Source organism: Streptomyces sp. NPDC054794, from assembly GCF_053611585.1.
Map to the genome: position 1 here is coordinate 123,445 of NZ_JBSHAQ010000001.1, position 24,173 is coordinate 147,617.

The 24,173-nt window shown below is 71.7% G+C and carries 22 protein-coding genes; 10 read left to right on the forward strand and 12 right to left on the reverse strand.

Annotated features, from left to right (window positions below; all coding sequences use genetic code 11):
• Positions 1–15: 15 nt before the first annotated feature.
• Complete coding sequence (locus tag ACWGKT_RS00550) at positions 16–879, forward strand: Fpg/Nei family DNA glycosylase (protein WP_453271861.1); 864 nt, start codon at positions 16–18, stop codon at positions 877–879.
• Between the two features lie 9 nt (positions 880–888).
• Here ACWGKT_RS00550 and ACWGKT_RS00555 read toward each other — a convergent pair whose 3' ends face one another.
• The 6 genes from ACWGKT_RS00555 to ACWGKT_RS00580 form a co-directional block, all read right to left on the reverse strand.
• Positions 889–2,583 carry a caspase family protein gene (locus ACWGKT_RS00555; protein ID WP_453271862.1) on the reverse strand — a complete coding sequence of 565 codons (1,695 nt, stop codon included), beginning with the start codon at positions 2,581–2,583 and terminating at the stop codon, positions 889–891.
• Positions 2,580–2,741, reverse strand: coding sequence for a hypothetical protein (locus ACWGKT_RS00560; protein WP_453271863.1), 162 nt, complete (start codon positions 2,739–2,741; stop codon positions 2,580–2,582). Before ACWGKT_RS00560 ends, ACWGKT_RS00555 begins: the two co-directional genes overlap by 4 nt.
• Before the next feature lie 2 nt (positions 2,742–2,743).
• Entirely contained in the window at positions 2,744–2,974 is a 231-nt protein-coding gene (locus tag ACWGKT_RS00565) for a hypothetical protein (RefSeq protein WP_453271864.1), read from the reverse strand.
• Between the two features lie 192 nt (positions 2,975–3,166).
• Positions 3,167–3,823: a zf-HC2 domain-containing protein gene (locus tag ACWGKT_RS00570; RefSeq protein ID WP_453271865.1), complete on the reverse strand. Its 657-nt coding sequence runs from the start codon at positions 3,821–3,823 to the stop codon at positions 3,167–3,169.
• 152 nt (positions 3,824–3,975) lie between these two features.
• A complete protein-coding gene (locus ACWGKT_RS00575; protein WP_453271866.1) occupies positions 3,976–4,491 on the reverse strand; it encodes a hypothetical protein in 516 nt (171 codons plus the stop codon).
• A gap of 154 nt (positions 4,492–4,645) precedes the next feature.
• On the reverse strand, positions 4,646–5,194 hold the full coding sequence (locus tag ACWGKT_RS00580; protein WP_356150436.1) for a sigma-70 family RNA polymerase sigma factor: 549 nt from the start codon (positions 5,192–5,194) through the stop codon (positions 4,646–4,648).
• Between the two features lie 228 nt (positions 5,195–5,422).
• On the opposite strand from ACWGKT_RS00580, the gene ACWGKT_RS00585 reads away from it, so the two are divergent.
• On the forward strand, positions 5,423–6,583 hold the full coding sequence (locus ACWGKT_RS00585) for a CapA family protein (RefSeq protein ID WP_453271867.1): 1,161 nt from the start codon (positions 5,423–5,425) through the stop codon (positions 6,581–6,583).
• Positions 6,584–6,602: 19 nt separating this feature from the next.
• Here ACWGKT_RS00585 and ACWGKT_RS00590 read toward each other — a convergent pair whose 3' ends face one another.
• Positions 6,603–8,024 (reverse strand): amino acid permease, encoded by a 1,422-nt coding sequence (locus ACWGKT_RS00590; RefSeq protein ID WP_356150439.1) that lies wholly within the window; start codon positions 8,022–8,024, stop codon positions 6,603–6,605.
• A gap of 241 nt (positions 8,025–8,265) precedes the next feature.
• On the opposite strand from ACWGKT_RS00590, the gene ACWGKT_RS00595 reads away from it, so the two are divergent.
• Positions 8,266–9,525, forward strand: coding sequence for an MFS transporter (locus ACWGKT_RS00595; RefSeq protein WP_453271868.1), 1,260 nt, complete (start codon positions 8,266–8,268; stop codon positions 9,523–9,525).
• Here the strand turns inward: ACWGKT_RS00595 and ACWGKT_RS00600 are convergent.
• On the reverse strand, positions 9,461–9,937 hold the full coding sequence (locus tag ACWGKT_RS00600; protein WP_235456819.1) for a universal stress protein: 477 nt from the start codon (positions 9,935–9,937) through the stop codon (positions 9,461–9,463). The two genes, ACWGKT_RS00595 and ACWGKT_RS00600, sit on opposite strands and share 65 nt — an antisense overlap.
• An 89-nt stretch (positions 9,938–10,026) precedes the next feature.
• Between ACWGKT_RS00600 and lysX the strand changes: the two genes are divergently transcribed.
• Together lysX and ACWGKT_RS00610 are read left to right on the forward strand one after the other, a co-directional pair.
• On the forward strand, positions 10,027–13,317 hold the full coding sequence (lysX, locus tag ACWGKT_RS00605; RefSeq protein WP_453271869.1) for a bifunctional lysylphosphatidylglycerol synthetase/lysine--tRNA ligase LysX: 3,291 nt from the start codon (positions 10,027–10,029) through the stop codon (positions 13,315–13,317).
• Between the two features lie 95 nt (positions 13,318–13,412).
• Complete coding sequence (locus ACWGKT_RS00610; protein WP_453271870.1) at positions 13,413–14,252, forward strand: polysaccharide deacetylase family protein; 840 nt, start codon at positions 13,413–13,415, stop codon at positions 14,250–14,252.
• Between the two features lie 30 nt (positions 14,253–14,282).
• On the opposite strand, the gene ACWGKT_RS00615 is transcribed toward ACWGKT_RS00610, so the two are convergent.
• Positions 14,283–14,957, reverse strand: coding sequence for a class F sortase (locus ACWGKT_RS00615; protein ID WP_356150448.1), 675 nt, complete (start codon positions 14,955–14,957; stop codon positions 14,283–14,285).
• Positions 14,958–15,803: 846 nt separating this feature from the next.
• On the opposite strand from ACWGKT_RS00615, the gene ACWGKT_RS00620 reads away from it, so the two are divergent.
• A complete protein-coding gene (locus tag ACWGKT_RS00620; protein ID WP_453272080.1) occupies positions 15,804–16,271 on the forward strand; it encodes a hypothetical protein in 468 nt (155 codons plus the stop codon).
• A gap of 120 nt (positions 16,272–16,391) precedes the next feature.
• Here ACWGKT_RS00620 and ACWGKT_RS00625 read toward each other — a convergent pair whose 3' ends face one another.
• Together ACWGKT_RS00625 and ACWGKT_RS00630 are read right to left on the reverse strand one after the other, a co-directional pair.
• Positions 16,392–17,156 (reverse strand): bestrophin-like domain, encoded by a 765-nt coding sequence (locus ACWGKT_RS00625; protein ID WP_453271871.1) that lies wholly within the window; start codon positions 17,154–17,156, stop codon positions 16,392–16,394.
• A 24-nt stretch (positions 17,157–17,180) separates the two neighbouring features.
• Positions 17,181–17,696 (reverse strand): hypothetical protein, encoded by a 516-nt coding sequence (locus tag ACWGKT_RS00630; RefSeq protein ID WP_453271872.1) that lies wholly within the window; start codon positions 17,694–17,696, stop codon positions 17,181–17,183.
• A 324-nt stretch (positions 17,697–18,020) separates the two neighbouring features.
• Between ACWGKT_RS00630 and ACWGKT_RS00635 the strand changes: the two genes are divergently transcribed.
• The 3 genes from ACWGKT_RS00635 (at position 18,021) to ACWGKT_RS00645 (ending at position 22,173) form a co-directional block, all read left to right on the forward strand.
• Positions 18,021–18,986, forward strand: coding sequence for an SCO0930 family lipoprotein (locus ACWGKT_RS00635; protein WP_453272081.1), 966 nt, complete (start codon positions 18,021–18,023; stop codon positions 18,984–18,986).
• 233 nt (positions 18,987–19,219) lie between these two features.
• Positions 19,220–20,032 carry an SAM-dependent methyltransferase gene (locus tag ACWGKT_RS00640; RefSeq protein WP_453271873.1) on the forward strand — a complete coding sequence of 271 codons (813 nt, stop codon included), beginning with the start codon at positions 19,220–19,222 and terminating at the stop codon, positions 20,030–20,032.
• On the forward strand, positions 20,029–22,173 hold the full coding sequence (locus ACWGKT_RS00645) for a putative bifunctional diguanylate cyclase/phosphodiesterase (protein WP_453271874.1): 2,145 nt from the start codon (positions 20,029–20,031) through the stop codon (positions 22,171–22,173). The genes ACWGKT_RS00640 and ACWGKT_RS00645 overlap by 4 nt, the downstream gene beginning before the upstream one ends.
• A 319-nt stretch (positions 22,174–22,492) precedes the next feature.
• On the opposite strand, the gene ACWGKT_RS00650 is transcribed toward ACWGKT_RS00645, so the two are convergent.
• On the reverse strand, positions 22,493–23,380 hold the full coding sequence (locus ACWGKT_RS00650) for a LysR family transcriptional regulator (RefSeq protein ID WP_356144623.1): 888 nt from the start codon (positions 23,378–23,380) through the stop codon (positions 22,493–22,495).
• Between the two features lie 120 nt (positions 23,381–23,500).
• Here ACWGKT_RS00650 and ACWGKT_RS00655 point away from each other — a divergent pair, with 120 nt between their 5' ends.
• Positions 23,501–24,172: a succinate dehydrogenase gene (locus ACWGKT_RS00655; protein WP_356144624.1), complete on the forward strand. Its 672-nt coding sequence runs from the start codon at positions 23,501–23,503 to the stop codon at positions 24,170–24,172.
• Position 24,173: the final 1 nt, after the last annotated feature.

Consider the following 24,173-nt stretch of genomic DNA (forward strand, 5'->3'; position numbering starts at 1 on the left):
TGGCACTCTGGACCTATGCCGGAACTGCCCGAGGTCGAAGCGCTCAAGGACTTCCTCACCGAGAACCTCGTCGGCCACGAGGTCGTACGGGTGCTGCCGGTGGCGATCAGCGTCCTGAAGACGTACGACCCCCCGCTCGGCGCCTTCGAGGGCAGCGCGGTCACCGGCGTGCGCCGGCACGGGAAGTTCCTCGACATCGAGGGCGACTCCGGTCTGCACTTCGTCACCCATCTGGCCCGCGCGGGCTGGCTGCAGTGGAAGGACCGGCTGCCCGACGGCCCGCCGCGCCCCGGCAAGGGCCCGCTCGCGCTCAGGGTCGCCCTGGAGACCGGCGCGGGCTTCGACCTGACGGAGGCCGGCACGCAGAAGCGGCTCGCGGTGTACCTCGTACGGGATGCCCAGGAGGTGCCGGGCGTGGCCCGGCTGGGTCCGGACCCGCTGGCCGACGACTTCGACGAGGAGCGGTTCGCGGCGCTGCTGAAGGACGAACGGCGTCAGCTCAAGGGAGCCCTGCGCGACCAGAGTCTGATCGCCGGGGTGGGCAACGCCTACAGCGACGAGATCCTGCACGCGGCGCGGATGTCCCCCTTCAAGCTCGCCGCCTCCCTCACCCCGGAAGAGGTACGGAACCTCTACGCGGCGTTGCGCACCACCCTCACCGAGGCGGTCGAGCGCTCCCGCGGCCTCGCCGCCGGACGCCTCAAGGCGGAGAAGAAGAGCGGCCTGCGCGTCCACGGCCGCACCGGCGAGCCCTGCCCGGTCTGCGGCGACACCGTCCGCGAGGTGTCCTTCAGCGACTCCTCGCTGCAGTACTGCCCGACCTGCCAGACGGGCGGCAAACCGCTGGCGGACCGCAGGATGTCGCGGCTGCTGAAGTAGCCGGCGCGCTTACCACTGCTTGCTCACGATGTTGTAGGCGATGCTCCAGAGCACGGTCAGGACGAGGACCGGGACCGCGCAGCGCCTCGCCACCGAGGTCATGGAACGCGTGGTGGTCTTCGCCCACGGGGTGTAACGCGTGCGCCGCGCACTCAGCCGGCGCCGGGCGAGGGCCCCGCAGAGGAGGGCGGCCGCCGCGGTGACCAGGGCGGTGATGACGAGTGGGAGCACTCCGTGGCCTTTGACGGACACCGCGAACTCGCCGGTCGTTCCCGCGGCCGCGCGGTCCTGCACGGCGTACGCGGTCGCCACGGCGGCCGCGACAAAAGTGATCACCGAGGTAACGGCCAGGGCCAGGGCGGCCGATGCCAGTGCCGGGGCGAGCAGGAGTCCGTGCTCGGGCGGCGGCTGGGTCGGCGGTCGGGTTGGCCGTGGCGGCGTCACCGCGTGCGGGACCACCTCCGCCTCGACGTGGACCACGGCATCGTCGGCGACCCCCTTCAGCAGGATGTCGCCGGTCAGCCGGCCTTCGGCGGACGTGTCGACCTCGACGGCCAGACCCTCCGCGGACGGCTCGGCCCGCAGCCACTTGCCCGTGGCGTGGGCGGCGCAGTGGCGGGCCAGGGGGATGCCCCGCAGCGTCACGGTCCGCGGCGGCACGGCCGTGCCACGGGGCACCCGGCCGAAGTCCAGACGGACCGGGTCGGGCTGGAGCCGGACGTCGTCCAGGGCGCGGCGCGCCTCGTCCGCGATCTGCTGGGTGTCGTCGCGGACCACCGCCTCCAGGGCCCGGCGGGCCCCTTCGGCGACGGGCAGCATTGGGCTCGCCATGCGGGCGCGCACTTCGGCGACGGCACCGAGACGGGAGAAGCCGTTCCGGCTGCGCAGGGCGTCCTGCACGGCGCGCGGGAGGGGCTCGGGCTCGATGAGGGGCTCGCGGTGCCGGCTGTGCGCCAGCATCATGCTGCCCTGCATCTCGACGGTCTTGCTCGGGGTCTGGTTCGGGTTCTGCTCCCGCACCCGGTCGTATACGTAGTCGTACAGCTCGTCGAGGGTGACCGTGCCGGTCGCACTGCGGTCGGCCGCACCGGATTCCAGGCCCTCCACCACCGCGTGGGTGAACACCGACGGCCGCGCGGCGCTGCCCTCGGTGAGTTCGCCGCCCTCGAAGGCGTACTCCATGGAGTTCGACGCCGTGACGACGGCCCAGCCCCGCCCCCCGCTCGGCCGGTCGCCCTCGAAGGCCTCCAGCACCTGCATGTCCCCGGCGGCGCGCACGGACGCCCCACGGGAGAAGGCGCCGCCGTAGCAGCAGTCGAGGAACAGGGCGGTGCAGCCCGCCCGGGTGCGGGACATGCACCGGTGGACGAACTGGGCGGAGATCGCCGTGGCGTCGAGCAGCCGGGGCTGGGTGTCGCTGGCGGCGAAGTACAGTTCGCCGGACTCGCTCTTGATCCCGTGGCAGGAGAAGTGCAGCACCAGCTGGTCGTCGCGGCTGCGGTCGGCGAAGAAGTCCTCGATGCGGGTCCGCATCTCCTGGGCGCCCAGGTTGTGCCGGACGTCCACCTCGAAGTCGCCGATCCGCGGATCGCCCAGCACCCCGTGCAGGGCCTCGGCATCGTGCCCGGGTGCGTTCAACTGCTTCAGGCCCTGGTCCGCGTAGGAGTCGTTGGCGATGATCAGCGCGTGCCGGGATTCGCTCATGGCCGGGTCCCCAGCGCGGAGTGCTTCTCGACGAAGATCCGCAGGGCCTCGGCCATCTGCGCGTCGGTGGGCGCGGTGATCTCCAGGGTGTCGCCGTTCAGCGTGAGGCTCGGCGAGGGGCGCGCGGTGCGGGTGCGGCCCAGCCATTCGCGGACCACCGTCACCACCTGGCTGAGCCCGGTGAGCCCCCCCCGCCCAGGCTCACCAGCAGGGTCCCGACGAGGGCGACGTCCACGGCCCGGGCACCGGGTGGTGTCTGACCGGCGGGTACCGTGCGGACGTCGTCCACGTCGAGTGCGAGCAGCTCGGTACGCAGAAAGCCGGTCAGCTGTTCCAGGTCTTCGGCTTCCGCACCCTCCTCGGAGAGGCGGATCAGCAGTTCGTTCTCCACCGGCTCGGCCCCTTCGGTCGTGCTCTGAGGGGCGGCGCGGAGCGGGCCGTCAGCGGCTCCGCGTCATCGTCTTCAGTCTCCGCCCGGGGCTGTGAGGTGGCAAATTCGGCAAGTCCGTTGCCGGGCAACGTGATTGACGCTTCAATGGGGTGATCCACGCTTCAACCGCCGGCTCCCGGTCGGCCGGTGTCGTCAGTCGGTGTCCAGCGTCACCAGGTGATCCCCGTCCGTGGTGCGCACCTCGAACCGGTCGATCTCGGCGGAGTGCATCGCGGAGCCGCCCCGCACGGTGATCGCCCCGGAACCGTGTCCGGTCTCGGCCCAGCTGGCCACGATCTGCTCCGAGCCGTCGTCGCCGACGGCGACGAGGTTGCAGGAGTGCGGGCCCTTCGCGTCCTTCACCTGCAGCTCCAGTTGGCTGCCCCAGTCCGCGTCCAGCGTTCTGACCTGCGCCCATACGCCCGACTTAGGGTCGGTCGCCGCCGTGACGGAGACGGGCGGGCCGCTCGTGCCGACGGTCTGCACGGCGATCCCGGCACCGGCCACGGCGAGCACCACGGAGGCCGCCAGGCCGTACAGGAAGCGTCGCCCGCGGGCCCGGTGCCGCGTCGCCACCTCGCCCATCAGGCTGTCCAGCAGCCGGGGACCGGGCTGGGTCATGGGGTGCACGAAGCGCGGCGTGGCCCGCCGGTACAGCATCAACTGCCGTGTCGTGGGGCCGAATTCGGTCACGTGCGCCGCGCAGCGAGGGCACTCCATGAGGTGGTCCTCGAAACGGAACGCCTCCGCTTCGTCCAGCACGCCGAGCGCATATGCGCCGACGTCGCCATGCCTTTCCAGGGACCTCATGCCGAATCCTCGTGCCGAAGGGTGTGGGTGTTGTTACTCCTTGCTCCCACCCGTACGCACCAGACAGCCGAATCACTCAAGCCACGTAGAGAATCGTAATCAAGGGATTCGGAGCGGCCGGGGCAGCGGATTGGTCCCTCTTCGAAGAAACCTCAAAAAAGATGGATGGCCAGGTGTCCGAGGGGCAGCCCGAGCTGCCAGGCGGGGGTCCAGACCTTCGGACCGTCCTCTTCGCCGACCACGGATCCACCGCCCGGGACCGCGTCGAGGTCGGGGGCGAGCAGCTCGGTCTCCTGGAGCCAGCGCCAGGCCTCCGCCGCCAGCTCCAGGTCCGGCGAGGGGGATCCCGTCGTGGCCGCCTCGGCGCCGAGCTGTGCCATGCGCTCGCGCACCCAGTCCTGCCACGGCTGGTCGTACGCCGTCAGCGACAGCCAGGTCTCCAGCTGGGTGACGACCCGGATCCCGGAGAGTTCGCCGTCGGTGTCGGAGAGGAAGATGGTCAGGGCCAGCGCGTCGCGGCCGGCGCGGAACTCGAAGGACGTGGGCGGCATCAGGTCGCCGGTGCGCAGCAGTTCGTCGGCGATGTATTCCGCGTACAACCACGCCATGGGGACGACCAGTTCACCGCCGCCGGTGCCGTCCGTGCTCTCTTGACCTCTGTGCAGCATCCCTTCCTGCCTTCCTCCGGTGCGTACGCGTCGCCCGAACCCGGGCCGGGGCTCCGGTCGCCGGGCTCCCTCCGGAACACGGATGAAGACAGCTGATTGCTCAAACGTGGTCCTCAGCAAGGCACTTTGCGAAGGCTTTGCATGGACCTGGGTTTCATCGCAGGTCGGCCGCGTATCCCGGAAGCACCCTGCGCAGGGCGCGCAGCGCGTAGTAAGCGCGCGACTTCACCGTACCGGGCGGAATTCCCAGGGCCTGCGCGGCCTCCGCAACACTCGCCCCTCGGAAATACACGAGCACCAGGACTTCACGGTGCTCCGGAGTGAGAGTCTTCACAGCCTCGCGGACATCCAGCGCGGCGGCCGAGCGCTCGGCGTGGTCGGCGATCACCCGGGCGTTCTCCAGGATCGCGTCGCCGACCTCCGGCGGGCGCGCCTGCCGGGCCCGGCGCGCGTCGATGGCGAGCCGCCGACCCACGGTCAGCAGCCAGGGCCGTACGGATTCGAAGGCGTCCGCGCGCAGCGCCTCGGGGTGCTGCCAGGCGCGTACGAAGGTCTCCTGGACGAGGTCCTCGGCCCGCTGCCGGTCCCCGTCGCACAGCCGCAGCAGCAGCGCGAAGAGGGGTCGGCCGTGCTCGCGCTGGAGCGCGGCGAGCTCGTGCTCGGCGGTCGTCGTCCCGTCGGGAAGGGTGGTTCCGGCCGTCATGGCCGTATGCCACCGCAGGGGCCGCCGCGTGGACAGGGTGCGCACACGGGTCTGCGGCGGACGGTCGATCGCGTCGACGAACGGTGCGACGAACGGTCCGTCAGACCCCTTTGGCGGACACCGGACGGGTTAATGAGGGCGCCCGGACCGTTTGCCGGGGCGGCCAGATTCGTACCCATAGAGCAGTAAATACGGTTATCCGGCATTCGGCATCTCTGGGGTGAACCGATGATCACGCGCAGACGAACCGCGGCGCTGGCCCTGACCGCCCTCCTCGCGGCGGGCGCCGCCTGCCAGGCCCACGAGCGGCAGGACCCCACGCAGCCCGCCCAGCCCGGCCGGGCGGCCCCGCCCGTCGCCCGCGGCTTCACGCTCGTCGCCTCCGGCGACGTTCTGCCGCAGGTCTCCGTCATGGAACGGGCCCAGTTCGACGCGGGTGGCCAGGGCTTCGACTTCCGCCCGATGCTGTCGGGCGTCCAACCCGTCGTCGCCGGCGCTGATCTGGCGCTGTGTCACATGGAGGGCGTCTACGGAGCGAACGGCGACTACTCCGGCTACCCGGTGCTGAAGTCCCCGCCGGAGGTGGCCCTCGGCCTCGTCGCCACCGGCTACGACGACTGCTCCACCGCCTCCAGCCACTCCCTGGACGACGGCGCCGCCGGTATCGGGCGCACCCTGGACGCCATGGACCGGGTGGGCCTCAGGCACGCCGGGACCGCGCGCAGCGAGGGCGAGGCCCGCACCGTCACGCTCCTGCCGGCGGGGCCCGCGAAGGTGGCGCACCTGTCGTACACGTACGGCACGAACGGGGTCGCGCTGCCGCAGGGCCAGCCCTGGGCCGTCAACCTGATCGACGAGCAGCGCATCGTCGCCGACGCCCGCGCGGCCCGGGCCGCCGGTGCCGACGTGGTGGTCCTGTCCCTGCACTGGGGCACCGAGTGGCGGGACGACCCCGACGAGCAGCAGCTCGCCCTCGCCAAGCGGCTCACCGCCTCGCGCTCGGGCGGCCGCCCCGACATCGACCTCATCCTCGGCACGCACACGCACGTCCCACAGGCGTACGAGAAGATCAACGGCACCTGGGTGGTCTACGGCCTGGGCGACCAGATCGCCGGCGAGATGTCCGACCAGCAGGGCAACCGGGACCCGCGCGCCAACGAGTCCACCCTCGGCCGCTTCACCTTCGCCCCGCCCGTCAAGCCCGGCGGCCGCTGGGAGGTGACCAGGGCCGAGTTCGTCCCGCAGATGTTCGACCTCGACGCCGGCCGCGTGGTGGACCTGAACGCGGCCATCGCCCAGGGCGCCGACTTCACGTACGTGCGCGACCGGATCCGGGACGTGGTCCTCGGCCGGGGCGCCGCCAAGGACGGGCTGGTCATGGGCGGGTGACGCCCTGTCCGCGGGGCGTTCAGGCCCGCGGGGCAGCCGCCAGCTTGGAATTCCGGTACGAGTAGCCGAAGTAGATCACCACACCGACCACGAACCACACGGCGAACCGCACCCAGGTCTGCCACTGCAGGAACGTGATCAGCCAGAGGGAGAAGACGACACCCAGGGCCGGCACGAACGGCATCCACGGGGTGCGGAAGGTGCGCGGCAGATCCGGCTGCCGGTAGCGCAGCACGATCACCGCCGTGCACACCACCACGAACGCCAGCAGGATGCCGATGTTGGTGAGCTCGGCCGCCTCGCCGATCGGCACGAACCCGGCGAGGGCGGCGGACGCGCCCCCGACGATCCAGGTGACGCGCGTCGGCACGTGCCGCGTCGCGTGCGTCTTCGCGAACCAGGCGGGCAGCAGCCCGTCGCGGCTCATGCTGAACCACACCCGGGTCACGCCCAGCATGAACGTGAACATCACCGTGAGGATGCCGATGATCGCGCCCACCGCGATCACGTTGGCGAGCCCGCTCAGCCCCACCGACTTGAACGCCGTCGAGAAGCCGCTCTCCGGGTCGATCTCCGTGTAGTGCTGCATGCCCGTCAGCACCAGGCACGCCGCCACGTACAGCACCATCGAGATCGCGAGCGAGTAGATGATCGCCCTCGGCATGTGGCGCTGCGCGTCCTTGGACTCCTCGGCCGCCGTCGACATGGCGTCGTACCCGAAGACCGCGAAGAACACGGTCGCCGCACCGGTGAACGCCCCGCTGACGTGGTAGGGGAAGAACGGGTGATAGTTCGCGGCGTCGATGTGGAAGACGCCGACGCCGATCACCAGCAGCACCACCAGCACCTTGATCACGACGATCGTCGTCTCGAAGCGGGCCGCGCTGCGGATGCCCTGGTTCAGCAGCCAGGCGATGAGCAGACACAGGACCGCGGCGAACAGGTCGATCCGGTGCCCGTGCCCGGTGCCCGGCGCGCCCAGCATCCAGGCCGGCAGGTTCGCGCCCATCTGCTCGACGAGGAAGCCGAAGTACCCGGAGATGCCGATCGCGACCACCGCCACGATCGCCGTGTACTCCAGCAGCAGGTCCCAGCCGATGAACCAGCCCGCGAACTCGCCGAGCACCGCGTACCCGTAGGTGTAGGCCGAGCCCGCCTTCGGGATGAGCCCCGCGAACTCGGCGTACGACAGCGCGGCCGCCGCGCTCGCGAGACCGGCGATCAGGAAGGAGACGACCACCGCGGGTCCCGCCACCTGGTTGGCCACCGTGCCCGCGAGGGTGAAGATGCCCGCGCCGATGATGCCGCCGACGCCGATCGCGGTCAGTTGCCAGAGGCCGAGCGTCCGTTCGAGCCGGGCGCCCTCGGTGATCTCCGTGTCGTCGATGTGTTCGATGGGTTTGCGACGGAGAATGCCTTCGCCCATGTGGAGCCTGGGCATGCGCCTCACCTCTTCGCCGGCGGGAAACGGCTGACGGCCGATCATGATGGCTCAGGGCCGCGCCCCACGAAAGGCGCCACGCACGGTCTCGATCCACGGGGGTGTCCGGGGCCGCGCGACGGTCGCGGGCCACGCCGCCCTGCCGGGCGTACAACGGATGGTTGTGTCCCCGGCCGTGTCGGTTGTTTGATGCGCACGCCGCCCGCCCGCTTTGATGGCCGGGGTCAACGGGAGGTTGTGCATGGGGCGGCGATTCGGGTGGCTGTGGGCCGCGTACGGGGTCAGCTCCCTCGGCACCTGGCTGGCCTTCGACGCCTTCCCGATGATCGCGGTCCTCGTCCTGCACGCCGGGGCCGCCGAGGTGTCGGCGCTCGCCGCCACCGGCCTCGCGGCGGGGGCGGCGGTGGCGGTACCGCTCGGGCCCTGGGTGGAGTTCCGCCGCAAACGGCCGGTGATGGTCGCGATGGACCTGGTGCGGTGCGCCGCGCTGCTGAGCGTGCCCGCCGCCTTCGCGCTCGGCGGGCTCGGCCTCGCCCAGCTCCTGGTTGTCTCCGTCGTCGTCTCGGCGGCCGACCTCACCTTCAACGCGGCCTCCGGAGCGTTCCTGAAGGGCCTCGTCCCACCGGAGGACCTGCTCGCCGCCAACGCCCGGTTCGAATCCACGACCTGGGCCGCCACCGTGCTCGGCCCGCCGCTCGGCGGCGCCGCCATCGGGCTCTTCGGACCGGTGACGACCGTGGCCGCCGACGCGCTCAGTTACCTCCTGTCGGCCGCCGGTCTCCGCGCCGTCGGCGGACCCGAACCACGCCCGGCCCGCCCGGACACCCCACGCGCCACCGCGGCGGACCTCCTCGCGGGCTGGCGGTACATCCTGACCAGCCCCGCCCTGCGCCCGCTCTTTCTCAACACGGTCCTGGTCAACGGCCTGATCATGGTCTCCGCGCCGCTGCTCGCCGTCCTCATGCTCGGCCCGCTCGGCTTCCCGCCCTGGCAGTACGGCCTGGCCTTCGCCGTGCCCTGCCTGGGCGGCCTGCTCGGCTCCCGGCTGGCCCGCCCGCTCGTCACCCGCTACGGGCGGCGCCGGGTCCTGCGCACCGCCGGGACCCTGCGCGCCTGCTGGCCGGTCGGACTGGCCTTCGTCCGCCCGGGAATCCCCGGCCTGCTCCTCGTCATGGCCGTCGAATTCGGCCTGATCACCTGCTGCGCGGTGTTCAACCCGGTGCTGGCCACCCACCGCCTCGACCGGACCCCGGCCGACCGGGTCACCCGCACCCTCTCCGCCTGGTCCGTCACCAGCAAGGCCACCATCGCCGCCCTGACCGCCCTGTGGGGCCCGCTCGCCGCGCTGACCGGCCCGCGCACCGCGATCGCCGTGGCCGGGGTGCTGCTTCTCGCGACCCCGCTCCTGCTGCGCCGGCCCGAACGGGAGGCGCCCGCTACGGCACCACCGTCACCGGCCACCGCCCCGCCTTCACCAGCCGGATCGCCACCGAGCCGATGATCCGGTGGCCCGCCTGCTCCGAGGCGCCCACCACCACCGCGTCCGCCTTGAGCTCGTCCGCGGCCTTGACCAGACCGTTGTAGGGGTCGCCGCGGAACGTGTGGAACTCCCAGCGCATGTCGAAGATCCCCTTGACCCGCTCGGCCGCCGCCCGGATCTGCGCGATCAGGTCCTCGGCGATCTCGTCGGTCGTCTCCGCGACCGGCGCTCCGAGCGCCGCGCCGGCCGTGAGCACCGGCTGCACGTACACGACGGCGAGCAGCGCGCGCTGCCGGCGCGCCAGGCCGCCCGCGTAGGCCGCGGCCCGCAGCGAGGAATCGGAGCCGTCGACGCCGACCACGATGACCTTGGGGCCGTCGGTGCCCCGCTCGAACCCTTGCGCGTGCTGTTCGTGCCCGTGCTGTTCCCTCACGGCAGTGAGGCTATCGGAATCCCCTGGTCCGCGGACCGCCGCGGGCCGCTCGACGGGCGCGCGGCCCGAGGCCTTCCTACAGTCGGAACATGAGTGCCACCGTGGCGGCCGCCCCCCGCAAGGACACCGCGGGCCGCCGGCCCGCGAGCGGCTTCCTCAGCCGGGTGCCGGAAGGCTTCGCCACCTTCTTCGGCGCCCTCGGACTGCTGTGCGGCCTGCTCGCGTTCATCGCTCCGCTGCGCGTCCTGCTCCGCCCGGTCGTGCGCACCCTCGACCTGCTCGTCGTCCCCGTCAGCGCCAACCTCGCCTACGCCGTCTTCCTGTTCCTGCTGGCCGCCGCGACCGGCGCGCGCAAGAAGGTCGCCTGGTGGCTGGTCGTCGTCTACCTGGGCCTGCTGGTCCTCTCCGACGTCCTCGGCCTCGCCCTCGGCCTGTACGCCCAGTCGCTCCCGTCCCTGGTGGTGTGCGGGCTCGCGCTCGCCCTGCTGGTCGTGGCCCGCGGGGAGTTCTACGCCGCCTCCCGCCGCGGCGCCGTGTGGCGGGCCCTCGTCGTGCTGCTGGCCGGACTCGCCGTGGCCATCCTGATCGGCTGGGGCCTGGTCGCGCTGTTCCCCGGCACGCTGCCACCGACCCAGCATCTGGGCTGGGCCGCCGACCGGGTGTGCGGCGGACTGGTCTCGGCCCGCTCCTTCGGCGGCCGCCCGCCCCACTTCGTCACCTTCCTGCTCGGCCTGTTCGGCGCCCTCGCCCTGCTGAACGCGGCGGCCACGCTGTTCCGTTCGCAGCGCCTGGAGGCCGCCCTGCACGACGACGAGGAGCCCCGTATCCGCGCCCTCCTTCGGGCGTACGGCGAGGACGACTCCCTCGGCTACTTCGCCACCCGGCGCGACAAAGCCGTCGTCTTCTCGCCCAGCGGCAAGGCCGCCGTCACCTACCGCGTCGAGGCCGGCGTCTGCCTGGCAAGCGGCGACCCCGTCGGCGACCGCGAGGCCTGGCCGCACGCCATCGCCGCATGGCTGGGCATCGCCCGCCGGCACGCCTGGGCGCCCGCCGTGATGGGCGCCTCCGAGGACGGCGCCACCGCCTACGCCCGCGCCGGGCTCGGCGCCCTCCAACTCGGCGACGAGGCGATCCTGCACGTGCCCGGCTTCGACCTGGAGGGCCGGGACATGCGCGTCACCCGGCAGGCCGTGCACCGCGTGCGGCGCACCGGCGCCACCTGCCGCGTCCGCCGCCACCGCGACCTCACCGACGCCGAGACGGAGCAGGTCGTCGACAAGGCCGACGCCTGGCGCGACACCGAGACCGAACGCGGCTTCTCCATGGCGCTCGACCGGCTCGGCGACCCGGCCGACGGCGACTGCCTCCTGGTGGAGGCGCTCGGTGCGGACGGCCGGCTCCTCGCCCTGCTGTCCTTCGTGCCCTGGGGCCGCGACGGCATCTCCCTCGACCTGATGCGCCGTGACCGCACCGCCCCCAACGGCGTCATGGAGTTCATGGTCGCCGACCTGTGCGCGGCCGCCCCGAAAGTGGGCGTGCACCGCATCTCCCTCAACTTCGCGGTGTTCCGCTCGGTGTTCGAGGAGGGCGCCCGCATCGGCGCCGGACCCGTCCTCAGGCTGTGGCGCCGCCTGCTGCTGTTCTTCTCCCGGTGGTGGCAACTGGAGGCCCTGTACCGCTCCAACGCCAAGTACCACCCCGACTGGTACCCGCGCTTCATCTGCTACGGCGAGACCGCCTCCCTCGCCCGCATCGGCCTCGCCTCCGCCATCGCCGAGGGCTTCGTCTCCGTACCGTCACTGCGCAAACTCCGGGAAAAGGGGCACCCGAAGGCCGGGCAGCGGCCCGCGACCACCGAAGGCCTGCCGCCCCTGGCGGAGCTCGGCCTCGACGGAGGGGGCGAGACCGGGCCCGCCGCCCCGGACACGGGCCTGCCCGAGCAGGTCCGCGTCCGGCACCACACCCTCGACCGGCTCCGCGCGGACGGCATCGACCCCTACCCCGTGGGCGTCCCCCCGCCCACCCACAGCCTCGCCGAGGTCGCCCAGATCGTCGAGGCCGCCGAGGGAGCGGAGGTCACCGTCGCCGGCCGCGTCATGCTGGTCCGCGACTTCGGCGGCATCGTCTTCGTGGTGCTGCGCGACTGGTCCGACGACCGTCAACTCGCCCTCACCCGCGCCGCCCTCGGACCCGACCTCCGCCGGTTCACCGCCGACACCGACATCGGCGACCATCTCACCGCGACCGGCCGCGCGGGCCGCAGCGACAAGGGCGAGCCGACCGTCTTCGTCACCTCCTGGCGGCTGACCGGCAAATGCCTGCGCCCGCTGCCCGACAAGCGCCGTGGCCTCGCCGACCCCGAGACCAAGGTCCGCATGCGCTACCTCGACCTGGTCACCAGCGCCGACGCCCGCGCCGTGATCCGCGCCCGCTCCACCGCCGTACAGGCCCTGCGCCAGGGGCTGCTGGAGCGCGGCTTCCTGGAGGTCGAGACCCCGATGCTCCAGCAGATCCACGGCGGGGCCAACGCCCGCCCCTTCACCACCCACATCAACGCCTACGACCTCGACCTCTATCTGCGCATCGCGCCCGAGCTGTATCTGAAGCGGCTGTGCGTCGGCGGTCTGGAGAGGGTCTTCGAACTCGGCCGCACCTTCCGCAACGAGGGCGTCGACCACAAGCACAACCCCGAGTTCACGATGCTGGAGGCCTACCAGGCGCACGCCGACTACGACGTGATGCTCGACCTCACCCGCGAACTGATCCAGGGCGCCGCCACCGCCGCCCTCGGCGCGCCCGTCGTCCGCAAGGACGGCGAGGAGTACGACATCTCCGGGCGCTGGCCCGTCACCACGGTGTACGCGGCCGTCTCCGAGGCGCTCGGCGAGGAGATCGACCCCGGCACGGACGTACCGAGCCTGCGCCGGCTGTGCGAACGCGCGCACGTCCCCTACATCGCGGACGACCGCCACGGCGACATCGTCCTGGAGATGTACGAGCGCCTGGTGGAGGGAGCGACCCGGCTGCCCACCTTCTACAAGGACTTCCCGACCGACGTCTCCCCGCTCACCCGGCAGCACCGCAGCGACCCGCGGCTCGCCGAACGCTGGGACCTCGTCGCCTTCGGCACCGAACTCGGCACCGCCTACTCCGAACTGACCGACCCCGTCGAACAGCGCCGCCGGCTCACCGCCCAGTCGCTGCTCGCCGCCGGGGGAGACCCCGAGGCGATGGAGCTGGACGAGGACTTCCTCGACGCCCTGGAGTACGCCATGCCACCCACCGGCGGACTCGGCATCGGCGTCGACCGGCTCGTCATGTTCCTCACCGGCCTGACGATCCGGGAGACCCTGCCCTTCCCGCTGGTCCGCCGCCGCTGACCTGCGGCGGGACCTACTGGGCCGAGCGGGTGTTTCCCGACGCCACGGCGGTGTCGCTGCGGTGCGCCCGTCGCCCGCGGGGCGACTGATGGGGCATGCAGAAGGATCAGTTGCTCACACGACGCCGGCTGCTGCTCGCCGGCGCCGGTGCCCTGGGGGCGGCCGGCACGGCCGGTCTGCTCTTCTCCGGCCCCTCGGACACCGCCCCCGCCCGGCCGGCCGCGCCCGCCGCCGGCGCCCCGGCGAGCCGTCCGCACAAACCCTCCGTCTACCGGCTGAGGCCCCTGACGGAGAACGGGCCCACCCGCGCCGTACCCGGCCGCACCCCCGTACGGCGCGAACCGATCCTGCGCATGTCCGGGCGCGGCCACCACATGTTCCTGACCTTCGACGACGGCCCCGACCCCGACTTCACCCCGCACATCCTGGACACGCTGGCCCAGTACGACGTCCGGGCCACGTTCTTCGTCTGCGGCGAGATGGCCGACTGGAACCGGGACCTGCTGGCCCGCATGGCCGACGAGGGCCATGTCGTCGGCAACCACACCTGGTCCCACCCGCTCCTGACCGAGCTCGGCCGCTCCCGCATCCGCACCGAGATGGAGAGCACCAGCGACGTCATCGAGGAGGCCTACGGGGAACGCCCGCAGTGGTTCCGCGCCCCCTACGGCGCCTGGAACCGGGCCGCCTTCCAACTCGGCGCCGAGCTGGGCATGGAGCCGCTGGCCTGGACGGTCGACAGCCTCGACTGGACCACCCCCGGCACCGGCACCATCATCGAGCGGATCGAGGAGGGTGCCGGTGCCGGTGTCGTCGTGCTCTCCCACGACGCCGGCGGCGACCGCTCGCAGAGCGTCCGCGCCCTGCGCACCTATCTGCCGTACCTCCTGGACGAGGGCTACCACCCGACCGTACCGAGGCGGGCGCTCGGCTGACCGCCCGCCGCCCGCCCGGCCGGGGCCCGCTCAGCGGACCCCGACCAGGCGGGCGAAGACGACGACGTTCCCGTCGTAGCCGTGCTGCTTGGAGAAACCGCCCCCGCAGGTGATGACCCGCAGCTCGGGCGTGCCCTTGGAGCCGTAGACGCGGTCGCCGGGGAAGTTGCTCTTCGCGAACACCTCCACGCCGTAGACCTCGAACACGGCGGTCCTGCCGTCCTTGCGGCCGACCTCGATCTGGTTCCCCTTCTTCAGGGAGCCCAGCCCGTAGAACACGGCGGGCCCCTGCTGGTTGTCGACATGACCGACGATCACGGCGGTGCCCTTCTCGCCGGGCGAGACGGCCCCGGTGAACCAGCCGGCCAGGTTCGGGTTCTCCGGGGGAGGCGCGTCGACCCAGCCGTTCGCGTCGAGGCCGACGGGCTGCACGGGCGCGTCGACCTGGATCGCGGTGATCCTCACCCGGTCGGCGGCGGCGAACGGCAGCGCGTCCGGGGCCTTCGCGACGACGGCGCCCGGAACACGGCTGTCCACGGCCGCCGCCGCCTGTGCGGGCTGCGGCGGCCCCACGTCGAACTCCCCGGAACCGTTCCGAATGAGTGCGAGACCGGTCAGCAGAACGAGCGCTATGACGCCCCATGGGGCACGCTTCCTTTGCCGCTCCTCCTCCGCGAACAGCTCGGAGAGCTCGGACCCGTACATTCGCTTCCCCTCTCGGCGCAGCCTTCGCCACGTCATTCGCGCATACGAAAACGCTAAGACCCCTCGACGCGAGCGGCGACGAGGACAGGTACGAACGGGTGGCCCGAACGGCCTTTGCTGCGCCATCCGAGTAGCCGTCGACCGGAAATTTTCTGACGGTCCGTGACCTGCGACAATATCCGATCATGTGGCTTTTATCGGGCATGTCCCCTCACCAGGACGGACCATTCTCGAAATGCGGGCGTGTTCCGCACATCTGAGGGTCTGTACGGGAGGTGCTTTCTCGCCGATCGACCGGGGACGGGTCCCGGGGTGCCTCCCGCGGAGGATCACATGGGAAACTCACGCGCCCTGGCGGCAGCGGCCGCCGTGGTCGCCACCCTCGGGGTCACCGCGCCGGTGGCCGTCGCGGACGGCACGGTGGGCAACGGGGGCGGCCCCAGCAGCAACGAGTCGGCCGTTCCGGGCAACCCGGGCGGTCCGAGCAGCAACAACAACACGTCCGTCCTGGGCAACGGGGTCGGCGGCGTCAACGGCTTCGGCGTGGGCGGGGTCGGCGTCGGCATCGGCGGGTTCGGCTTCAACAACCTGCCCAACAACGGGTTCCGACCGGGGTTCAACGACCGCGACGGCAACAACGTCTTCAACAACAACTTCTTCAACAACAACGGCTTCGGGAACAACGGCCTGGGCAACAACAACGGGTTCCGCCCGAACAACGGTTTCGGCAACGGGTTCCCCAACGGGTATCCCAACGGGATCGGCAACAACGAAGGGTTCCGCCCGGGCAACGGCGTCGGGAACAACAACGGCGTCGGGAACAACAACGGGGTCTGGAACGACGGGGTGGGCCTCAACGGCTCCGTCGGCAACAGCACCGGGTTCCGACCGGGCATCGACGACTTCGGCGGCTTCGCGAGGAACATCATCGCCTCGCCGAACGTGATCGCCCCAGGGGGCCGGCTCGGCATCACGGTCCAGGGCTGCCAGGGCGGCGGCACCGCGTCCTCGCAGGCCTTCCGCTCGCCCTCGCTGTCGGGGGTCAACGGCGGCAACGGCCAGTCGAGCGGCTTCGCCACCGTCAACCGGGACGCTCGTCCCGGCCGGTACGACATCACGGTCAACTGCAACGGACGGACCCTCACCAGTCCGGGGGCCTTCACCGTCATGGGCGGCGTCCTGGGCGGCCTCGGCGGCAGTTCCTCCACCGGGGCGACGAAGACCGACATGGCCATCGGCGGCGGTCTGGTGGCCTCGTCCGTGATCGGCGGCGGGGTGTTCCTGCTGCGTCGCAGGCAGGAGCGGCGCATCTGACCCGGCGGCCCCGCTGCCGGGTGGCATCCCTTCGAAGAACACCTCGCACACCGACAGGCCTTCGCCCCGGTCCCGCCAGGGACCCCGGGGCGAAGGCCTGTGGGGACACGGAGTGGGACCTCACGCCCTGATGTGCGGGAAGAGACTCAGGAACGGCTGGGCCGTCGCCGTGATGCCCCGGCTGTAGGGCGCGTCGAGGTCCCAGATCAGGAAGAGCATGAAGGCGATCGTCGCGGAGAACAGCCCGGCCAGGATGAGCTCGCGCCGGGTGCGGCGGATCTGCAGGGCGAACACCATGGCGACGGTGACCGCGCCTCCGGTGAGCAGTCCGAACCACACCACGCCCGGCATGGTCGCCCCGGTCGAGTCCGCCCGGGCGTTGCGCGCCTGGTCGGCCGCGGCGACCTGGTCGAGGAGCGGCTGGTAGGCCTGCGCCTCGAAGTCCGACTTCGGTTCGAAGTCCGTGACGTCCTCGCGGACCCGGCCGAGCAGTTCGGTGCCGCGGTCGGTGAGGCTGCCGTGGTCGACCATCGTCTTCCACTCGGTGGTCACGACGTGTCCGACATAGGCGTTGACATCCTCCCGAATGCGGTTACGGACGTCCGGCGGGTAGACCCGGACCCTCTCCGAGATCTCGTGCAGCGCCTGGGCCTCCGCCTGGACGTGGTCCTGGGCGACGCTGCGTGCCTCCCACACGCCCGCCACGGCCAGACCCAGCACGATGGCGTAGACGACGCCGATCCACATGGTCATGTACTCGATGACGTCGGGGGTCTCGGTGGGATCGTCGTCCTCGGACGCCGTGCGGTGCCGAACGAGGGTGATGACGACCACCACGGCACACGCGCCCAGCATGGCGAGGGCGAGAACAAGCCAATCCGACAACAGGTACCTCCAGAGAACGGCGCGTCAGCGCGGACGCAGCGCGGCGACGGCGACCACCGCGGGAACGGTGATGAGCAGGACGTAGGTGACCGGGGACGTGCGGCCTGGCGAGGGCCGTCCGGTCGGCCGGGGCTGGTACCGCGGATAGCTCACCGGGGTGAGCGAGGGACGCGGGCTGGGCTTGGGCGGCGGGGTCGGCTTCGGTGTCGGCCGCGGTGCCGGTGCGGGCGGCGGCGGGACCGGCCGGGGCGCGGGCGGAGGTGGTGCCTTCGGCGTGGGCCTCGGTTTCGGCGTGGGCCTCGGCTTCGGTGGCGCCGGGTGCGGCGTGGGCTTGGGTGGGGGCGGTGTGGGGGTCGGGGTCGGCGTGGGGGGCGGGCAGTGCGGCAGGGTGGGCTTCGGCCAGGGCGGCAAAGTGGGCCAGGAGTCGCCACCGGCGACGGCCACCGCCACCGTGCCGTCCGGCCCCGTCGAGGCGTACGCGCAGGCGTCGGCCTCCGCCGGGCCGGCCGGGCAGCCCACGCACACCCACGTCAGCGTCAACAGGGTCAACATCCTTGCGGCGGGCGCGAATCGGGTCCGTACGGGTCCATGCACGATCGAGATCATGAGCCGCCAAAGGCCCTGTCACGCCGGGGTGCCCGGGGAATGGCCCGAAGGGGGGACAAAGGGCGTACGGCGGTTTGAAAGCCCCGTCTCCGGCGGCCGTCCGGCGCGCACGCCTGTGCGGGGAGTGGCCGGGGGTGTCACAGGTTCCGGAAAGAAATTTGGGCCCGCGTTGAACACATCGGCCCGTCCCGTCCGTACCCAATGTCGTGCGGCGACACAGAGGCGCTGCAACATCCAGGCGATAATGGGGAGTTGACGATGAAGACCTCCTGGCGGGGCGCCTCAATGGTGGCGACGGCCGCGTCGGTGCTGGTGCTGACGACGGCGTGCGGTCAGGACAACGCCACCACTCCGTCGTCGGCGGCCCAGAACGTCGGTGCGACGGCGGCCGCGGGCGATTACGGCAGTGTCACGGCGGGTGCCGGCACCGGTGCGGGCAATGGTTACGGCGCCGACGGCAGCCAGGCGTCGAGCGCCCCGACCGCGGCCGCGTCGCCGGCCGGTGAGCTGTCCGTGGCGAAGAACCCGGAGCTGGGCAGTGTGCTGACCGACAAGGCCGGCCTCACCCTCTACCGGTTCGACGCGGACACCGCCAATCCCCCCAAGTCGAACTGCAACGGCGACTGTGCCACCACCTGGCCGCCGGTCCCCGCGGACGACGCCACGGCCGGCGCCGGTATCGACAAGGCCCTGCTCGGCGAGGTGACCCGTGCCGACGGCACCAAGCAGCTGACCGTCGGCGGCTGGCCGGCCTACCGCTACGCCAAGGACGTCAACTCCGGTGACGTCAACGGCCAGGGCGTGGGCGGCAAGTGGTTCGCGCTGGCCCCCAACGGCAAGAAGGCGAGCGGGTCGAGCTCGGCCGGCCTGTCGACCCGCAAGGACGCCAAGCTCGGCGAGATCGTGGTCGACCGCAACGGCATGACCGTCTACCGCTTCGTCAAGGACAAGGCATGGCCCAAGTCCGTGTCCAACTGCACCGGAGCCTGCCTGGAGAAGTGGCCCGCGGTCGCTCCGGTCGAGGCCGGTGACACCAAGGGCGTGGAGAAGAAGGGCCTGATGGGCTTCACCCGGTCCGACGGCGTCAAGCAGATGACGGTCGACTGCTGGCCGATCTACACCTTCTCCGGCGACAAGGCTGCCGGGGAGACCAACGGTCAGGGCGTCGGCGGCACGTGGTACGCCGTCCGCCCCGACGGCAAGCTGGTCGGCGCGTCCAAGTAGAGACCACCTCCCCAGGGTCGTCCCGCACCGACGCCCGACCACCGGGTCCGCCCCCTCCGCACCGCACGGAGGGGGCGGACCCTTTGCCGCGTGGCGCACCGTCACAGGCCAGACGTGGTGACCGGGAACGGACGGTCAATTTCCGGTTCGGGTCGCTCCTTTGGCGGGCGATCAGTAGCCTCTGCTCGAACACCGGATCGCCTGGACCTGTCGCCTACCCCTTGGAGAGATACATGGAGCGTCCCGCCTGGGCCCCACGGAGCATCGACATCACGGTGCCGAGCGTTTCGCGTATCTATGACTACTACCTGGGCGGTTCGCACAATTTCGAGGTCGACCGTGAGGCGGCCCGCAAGGCGATGGAGTTCATGCCGGGGCTCCCCAAGATCATGCAGGCGAACCGGGCGTTCATGCGCCGCGCCGTGCGGTTCGCGGCCGACGAGGGCATCACGCAGTTCCTCGACATCGGCTCCGGCATCCCGACGTTCGGCAATGTCCACGAGGTGGCCCAGGCGGCCAGGCCCGGCACCCGGGTCGTCTACGTCGACCACGACCCGGTGGCCGTGGCGCACAGCCATGCCGTCCTGGCGGGCAACGAGGACGCGGACGTCGTCGCCGCCGACCTCCGCAAGCCCCAGGAGATCCTCTCCAGCCACCAGGTCGAGCGGCTCATCGACCTGAATCGGCCAGTGGCGCTGCTTCTCGTTGCCATACTGCATTTCGTGGAAGACGCGGACGACCCGTATGCGGCGGTGGCCGAGTTGAGCGACGCGCTCGCTCCCGGCAGCCTGCTGATCCTCACGCATGCCTCGTACGAGGGAATCCCGCTGTCACCGGAGCGGGCCGAGGGCGCGGTGGACGTATACAAGGACATTCGCAATCCTCTGATCATGCGCTCGCGCGAGGAGATCGCGCGGTTCTTCGAGGGGTACGACATGGTGGAACCCGGACTGGTGCCGATGCCGCGCTGGCGGCCGGAATCGGCGCCGGAGGACGAGGATCCGTATGCCTTCTCCGGATTCGCCGGCGTGGGGCGTACGGCGTGACCGCGGAGCCGGACGGCCCGGAGGACAGACTGCGCCGGTTCGCGACGATCTGGAGCCGGGCGGTCTTCCCGGTGACCTCGACGTCGCTGACCCGGCCGGAGTTCGAGGAACAACTCCTCCCGCTCGCCCGCCGGTTGAGCGGGGCGCTGCGGACCAGGAGCTTCGACGCCGACGAGGCCAAGGCGGTCGGCGCCGCGCTCATCGGCGCGCACTGCACCGACCCCGAGGCGCTCACCCGCACCCTGGACTGCGTCGACGCCTACCTGGTGCTCTACTGCGGTGAGGACGGCCCGCAGGAGGAGTTGCGGATGCGCTCCTCGCGGCTCCAGCACGCCATGGCGGCCGGGTTCGCCCAGGCGCTGCGCGAGCGCACCCTGGGCGAGCAGGAGGCCATCGCCCAGGCCGCGTTGCGCGCCCAGGGAGTCGTGGCGCAGGCGCTGCACGCCACCGAGGCCCGCTTCCGCGCGGTGTTCGAGGGCGCGGCCATAGGAATCGGCATCGCCGACCTCGACGGAAACGTGCTCCAGGTCAACGGGGCGCTGCTGCGCATGTTCGGCGGCTCCGAGCAGAGCGTGCGCGGCCGCAACGTCATGGAGTGGACCCACCCCGACGACGCGCCCCAGACCTGGCGGCTCTACGACGAACTGGTGCGCGGCGACCGCGACCACTACCACGTCGAGAAGGCGTTCAACCGCCCCGACGGCACGGTCCTTTGGACCAACCTGACGGTCTCCCTGCTGCGCGACGCCGACGGCAACCCGCAGTACCAGCTCGCCCTCATGGAGGACACCACCGAGCGGCGGCTGCTCAACCTCCGGCTGCGCTACGAGGCCACGCACGACGCGCTCACCGGACTGCCCAACCGCACGCTGTTCTTCGAGCGCCTGGAGAAGGCCCTGAACGCGGGCGAGGGGCAGCGCTTCGGACTGTGCTACCTCGACCTGGACGGCTTCAAGACCATCAACGACAGCCTGGGCCACGCGGCCGGCGACCGGCTGCTCGTCGAGGTCGCCGACCGGCTCCAGTCCTGCGCGACCGCGCCGGGCGAGATGGTCGCCCGGCTCGGCGGCGACGAGTTCGTGGCGTTGACCACCGGTCCCGCCACCGAGAGCGAGGTCGACGACCTCGCCGAACGCATCATGAACGCGCTCGTCACCCCGATCCGCATCGACGGCCGTGAACTCCTGGTGCGCGGCAGCATCGGCATCGTCGAGGGCCCGGCGGGCGAGCGCACCCCGGCCGAGGTGCTGCGCAGCGCCGACATCACGATGTACCGGGCCAAGTCGGCGGGCGGCAACCGCTCCGAGCTGGCCGACCCGGAGGCCGACGCCCGCGCCATCACCCGGCACGGCCTGACCACCGCGCTGCCCGCGGCCCTGGACCGGGGCGAGTTCTTCATCGAGTACCAGCCGCTGGTCCACCTCGGCGACGGCAGTGTCCGCGGCGCCGAGGCCCTGGTGCGCTGGCTGCATCCGCAGCACGGCGTCCTCGGCCCCGACCGGTTCATCCCGCTCGCCGAACACACCGGGCTCATCGTGCCGTTGGGCCGCTGGGTCCTGGAGGAGTCGGTCCGCCAGGCCCGCGAGTGGCGCGAGCGCCATGGCGAGCAGACGGACTCCGGCCCGCTGCGCATCAACGTCAACCTCTCGCCGTGCCAGCTCACCCATCCCGGGCTGGTGCAGGACACGGTGGACATTCTGGAACGCCTCGGCGTGCAGCCGGACTCGCTGTGCCTGGAGGTCACCGAGTCCGCGTTGATCGGCGCCGACGACGACCTGCTCAAACCGCTGCGCCGGCTCGCCGAGATGGGTGTCGACATCGCCCTCGACGACTTCGGCACCGGCTACTCCAACCTCGCCAACCTGCGCCGGCTGCCGGTGAGCATCCTCAAGCTGGACCGCTCCTTCACGCAGAGCATGCAGCAGTTCCCGGCGGACCCGGTCGACCTCAAGATCGTCGAGGGGATCGTCTCGCTGGCCCACAGCCTCGACCTCGCGGTCACCGTGGAGGGCGTGGAGACGGGCGCGCAGGCCGAACAGCTGCGGATTCTGGGCTGCGACACGGCCCAGGGCTGGTACTACGCCCGCCCGGGCCCACCGGAGCGCCTCCACGACCTGGCCCTGGTGGACGCAACGGGCTGAACCCAAGAAACACGGTCGGCGCAGTTCCCCCCAGGGGCACGGGGAACTGCGCGACCAGCCACGCCAAGCCCGCACCCCCGGGCGGCGCTGAAGAGGCAGACGCACCCGGCCAAGCGCCCGCCCTCCCCCTTGGGGGCGCGGGGAACTGCGCGACCAGCCACGCCAAGCCCGCACCGCCGGGCGGCGCTGAAGAGGCAGAGGTACCTGGCCAAGCGCCCGCCCTCCCCCTTGGGGGCGCGGGGAACTGCGCGACCAGCCACACACAACCCGCACCCCCCGACGGCGCCCCAGAGGCAGACGCACCCGGGCAAACCCACCCTCACCGCTCAAGCAACATCCGCTGCAACTCCCGCGCGGCCCGAGGCGGAGCCACATCGCTGCGGTGGGCCAGCGCGATCGTGCGGTGCAGCCCCGGCCGGGCGAGCGGCGTCACCCTGAGCCCCTGTCCGGCCCGCGTGGCAACCATGCGCGGCACCACGGCCACGCCCAGCCCCGCCCGCACGAACCCCAACACCGCGTCCATCTCACCCCCCTCGACAGCGAAGTGCGGCTCGAACCCCGCGGAGCGGCACGCGGCCACGGTGAGCTCGCGCAGGTCGTAGCCGTGCCGGAACATCACGAGGCGCTCGCCCTCCAGGTCGGCGACGCGCATCACCAGTCCGTCCCGGCATCCCGGCGCGGGCGCCTCCGTCGACGAGACCACCACCAGGTCCTCGCGCAGCAACTCCACCGTGGTCAGGGCGGGCGAGGCGGGGGGCAGGGGGAGGACGATCAGGGCGAGGTCGAGGGCGCCGCGCGCGAGCTCCCGTACGAGATCGTGGGAGCCGCCCTCCTCGATCAGCAGCCGGATGCCGGGATAGCGGTCGTGGAAGGCCCGCAGCACGTCCGGGAGCAGCCCGGTGCACAGGCTCGGCGTGGCGCCCAGGCGGACGCGGCCGCCGCGCAGCTGCACCAGCTCCTGCACCTCGTGCCGGGCGGTGTCGGCGTCGGCCAGGATCCGCCGGGCCAGTGGGAGCAGCGCCTCGCCCGCGTCGGTGAGCGTGATGTTGCCCCGGGCCCGCAGGAACAGATCCGCCCCCAGCTCCCGCTCCAGCGCCTTGATCTGCTGGGACAGCGACGGCTGCGCGACATGGACCAGCTCGGCGGCCCGGGTGAAGTGCCGGGTCTCGGCGACCGCCACGAAGTACTGGAGCTGCTGGAACTGCATGGCTTCAGGATAGCTCCGGCCTATGGAAACGAGCCGGATCATGTCTTGGACCGATCGGGACCTTCGGCCCTAGCGTGCTGACTCATGGCTCTGGCAACGCGGACGGACCGACGGCCGTCCATGGCACGCACCGTGTGGGACTCCACCGTCGGCAAGAAGACCGTGATGGCGGTCAGCGGGCTGATCATGCTGCTGTACCTGGTCGCCCACATGATCGGCAACCTGAAGATCTACTTCGGGGCGGGCGAGTTCAACCACTACGCCCACTGGCTGCGCACCGTCGGCGAACCGTTCATGCACTACGAGTGGACGCTGTGGCTCATCCGCGTGGTCCTCGTGGCCGCCGTGATCGCCCACGCCACGTCCGCGTACCAGCTCAGCCGCCGCGACATCAAGGCGCGGCCCAGCAAGTACGTGCACAAGAAGCCGCGGGCGAGCTACGCGACGCGCACCATGCGCTGGGGCGGGATCATCCTCGGCCTGTTCCTCGTGTGGCACCTCCTGGACCTGACCACCGGCACCGTGCACTCCGGCGGTTTCCAGGAGGGCCACCCGTACCAGAACGTCGTGGACACCTTCTCCACCTGGTACGGCAACGTCGTCTACATCGTCGCGATGCTGGCGCTCGGCCTGCACGTCCGGCACGGATTCTGGAGCGCCGCCCAGACCCTCGGCGTCGGCAGCCGCACCCGCGACCGCGCCCTCAAGGCCGTCGCCGATGTTCTCGCACTGCTGCTCACGGCCGGCTTCATCGCCGTACCCGTGGGCGTCATGACCGGAGTGGTGAGCTGAC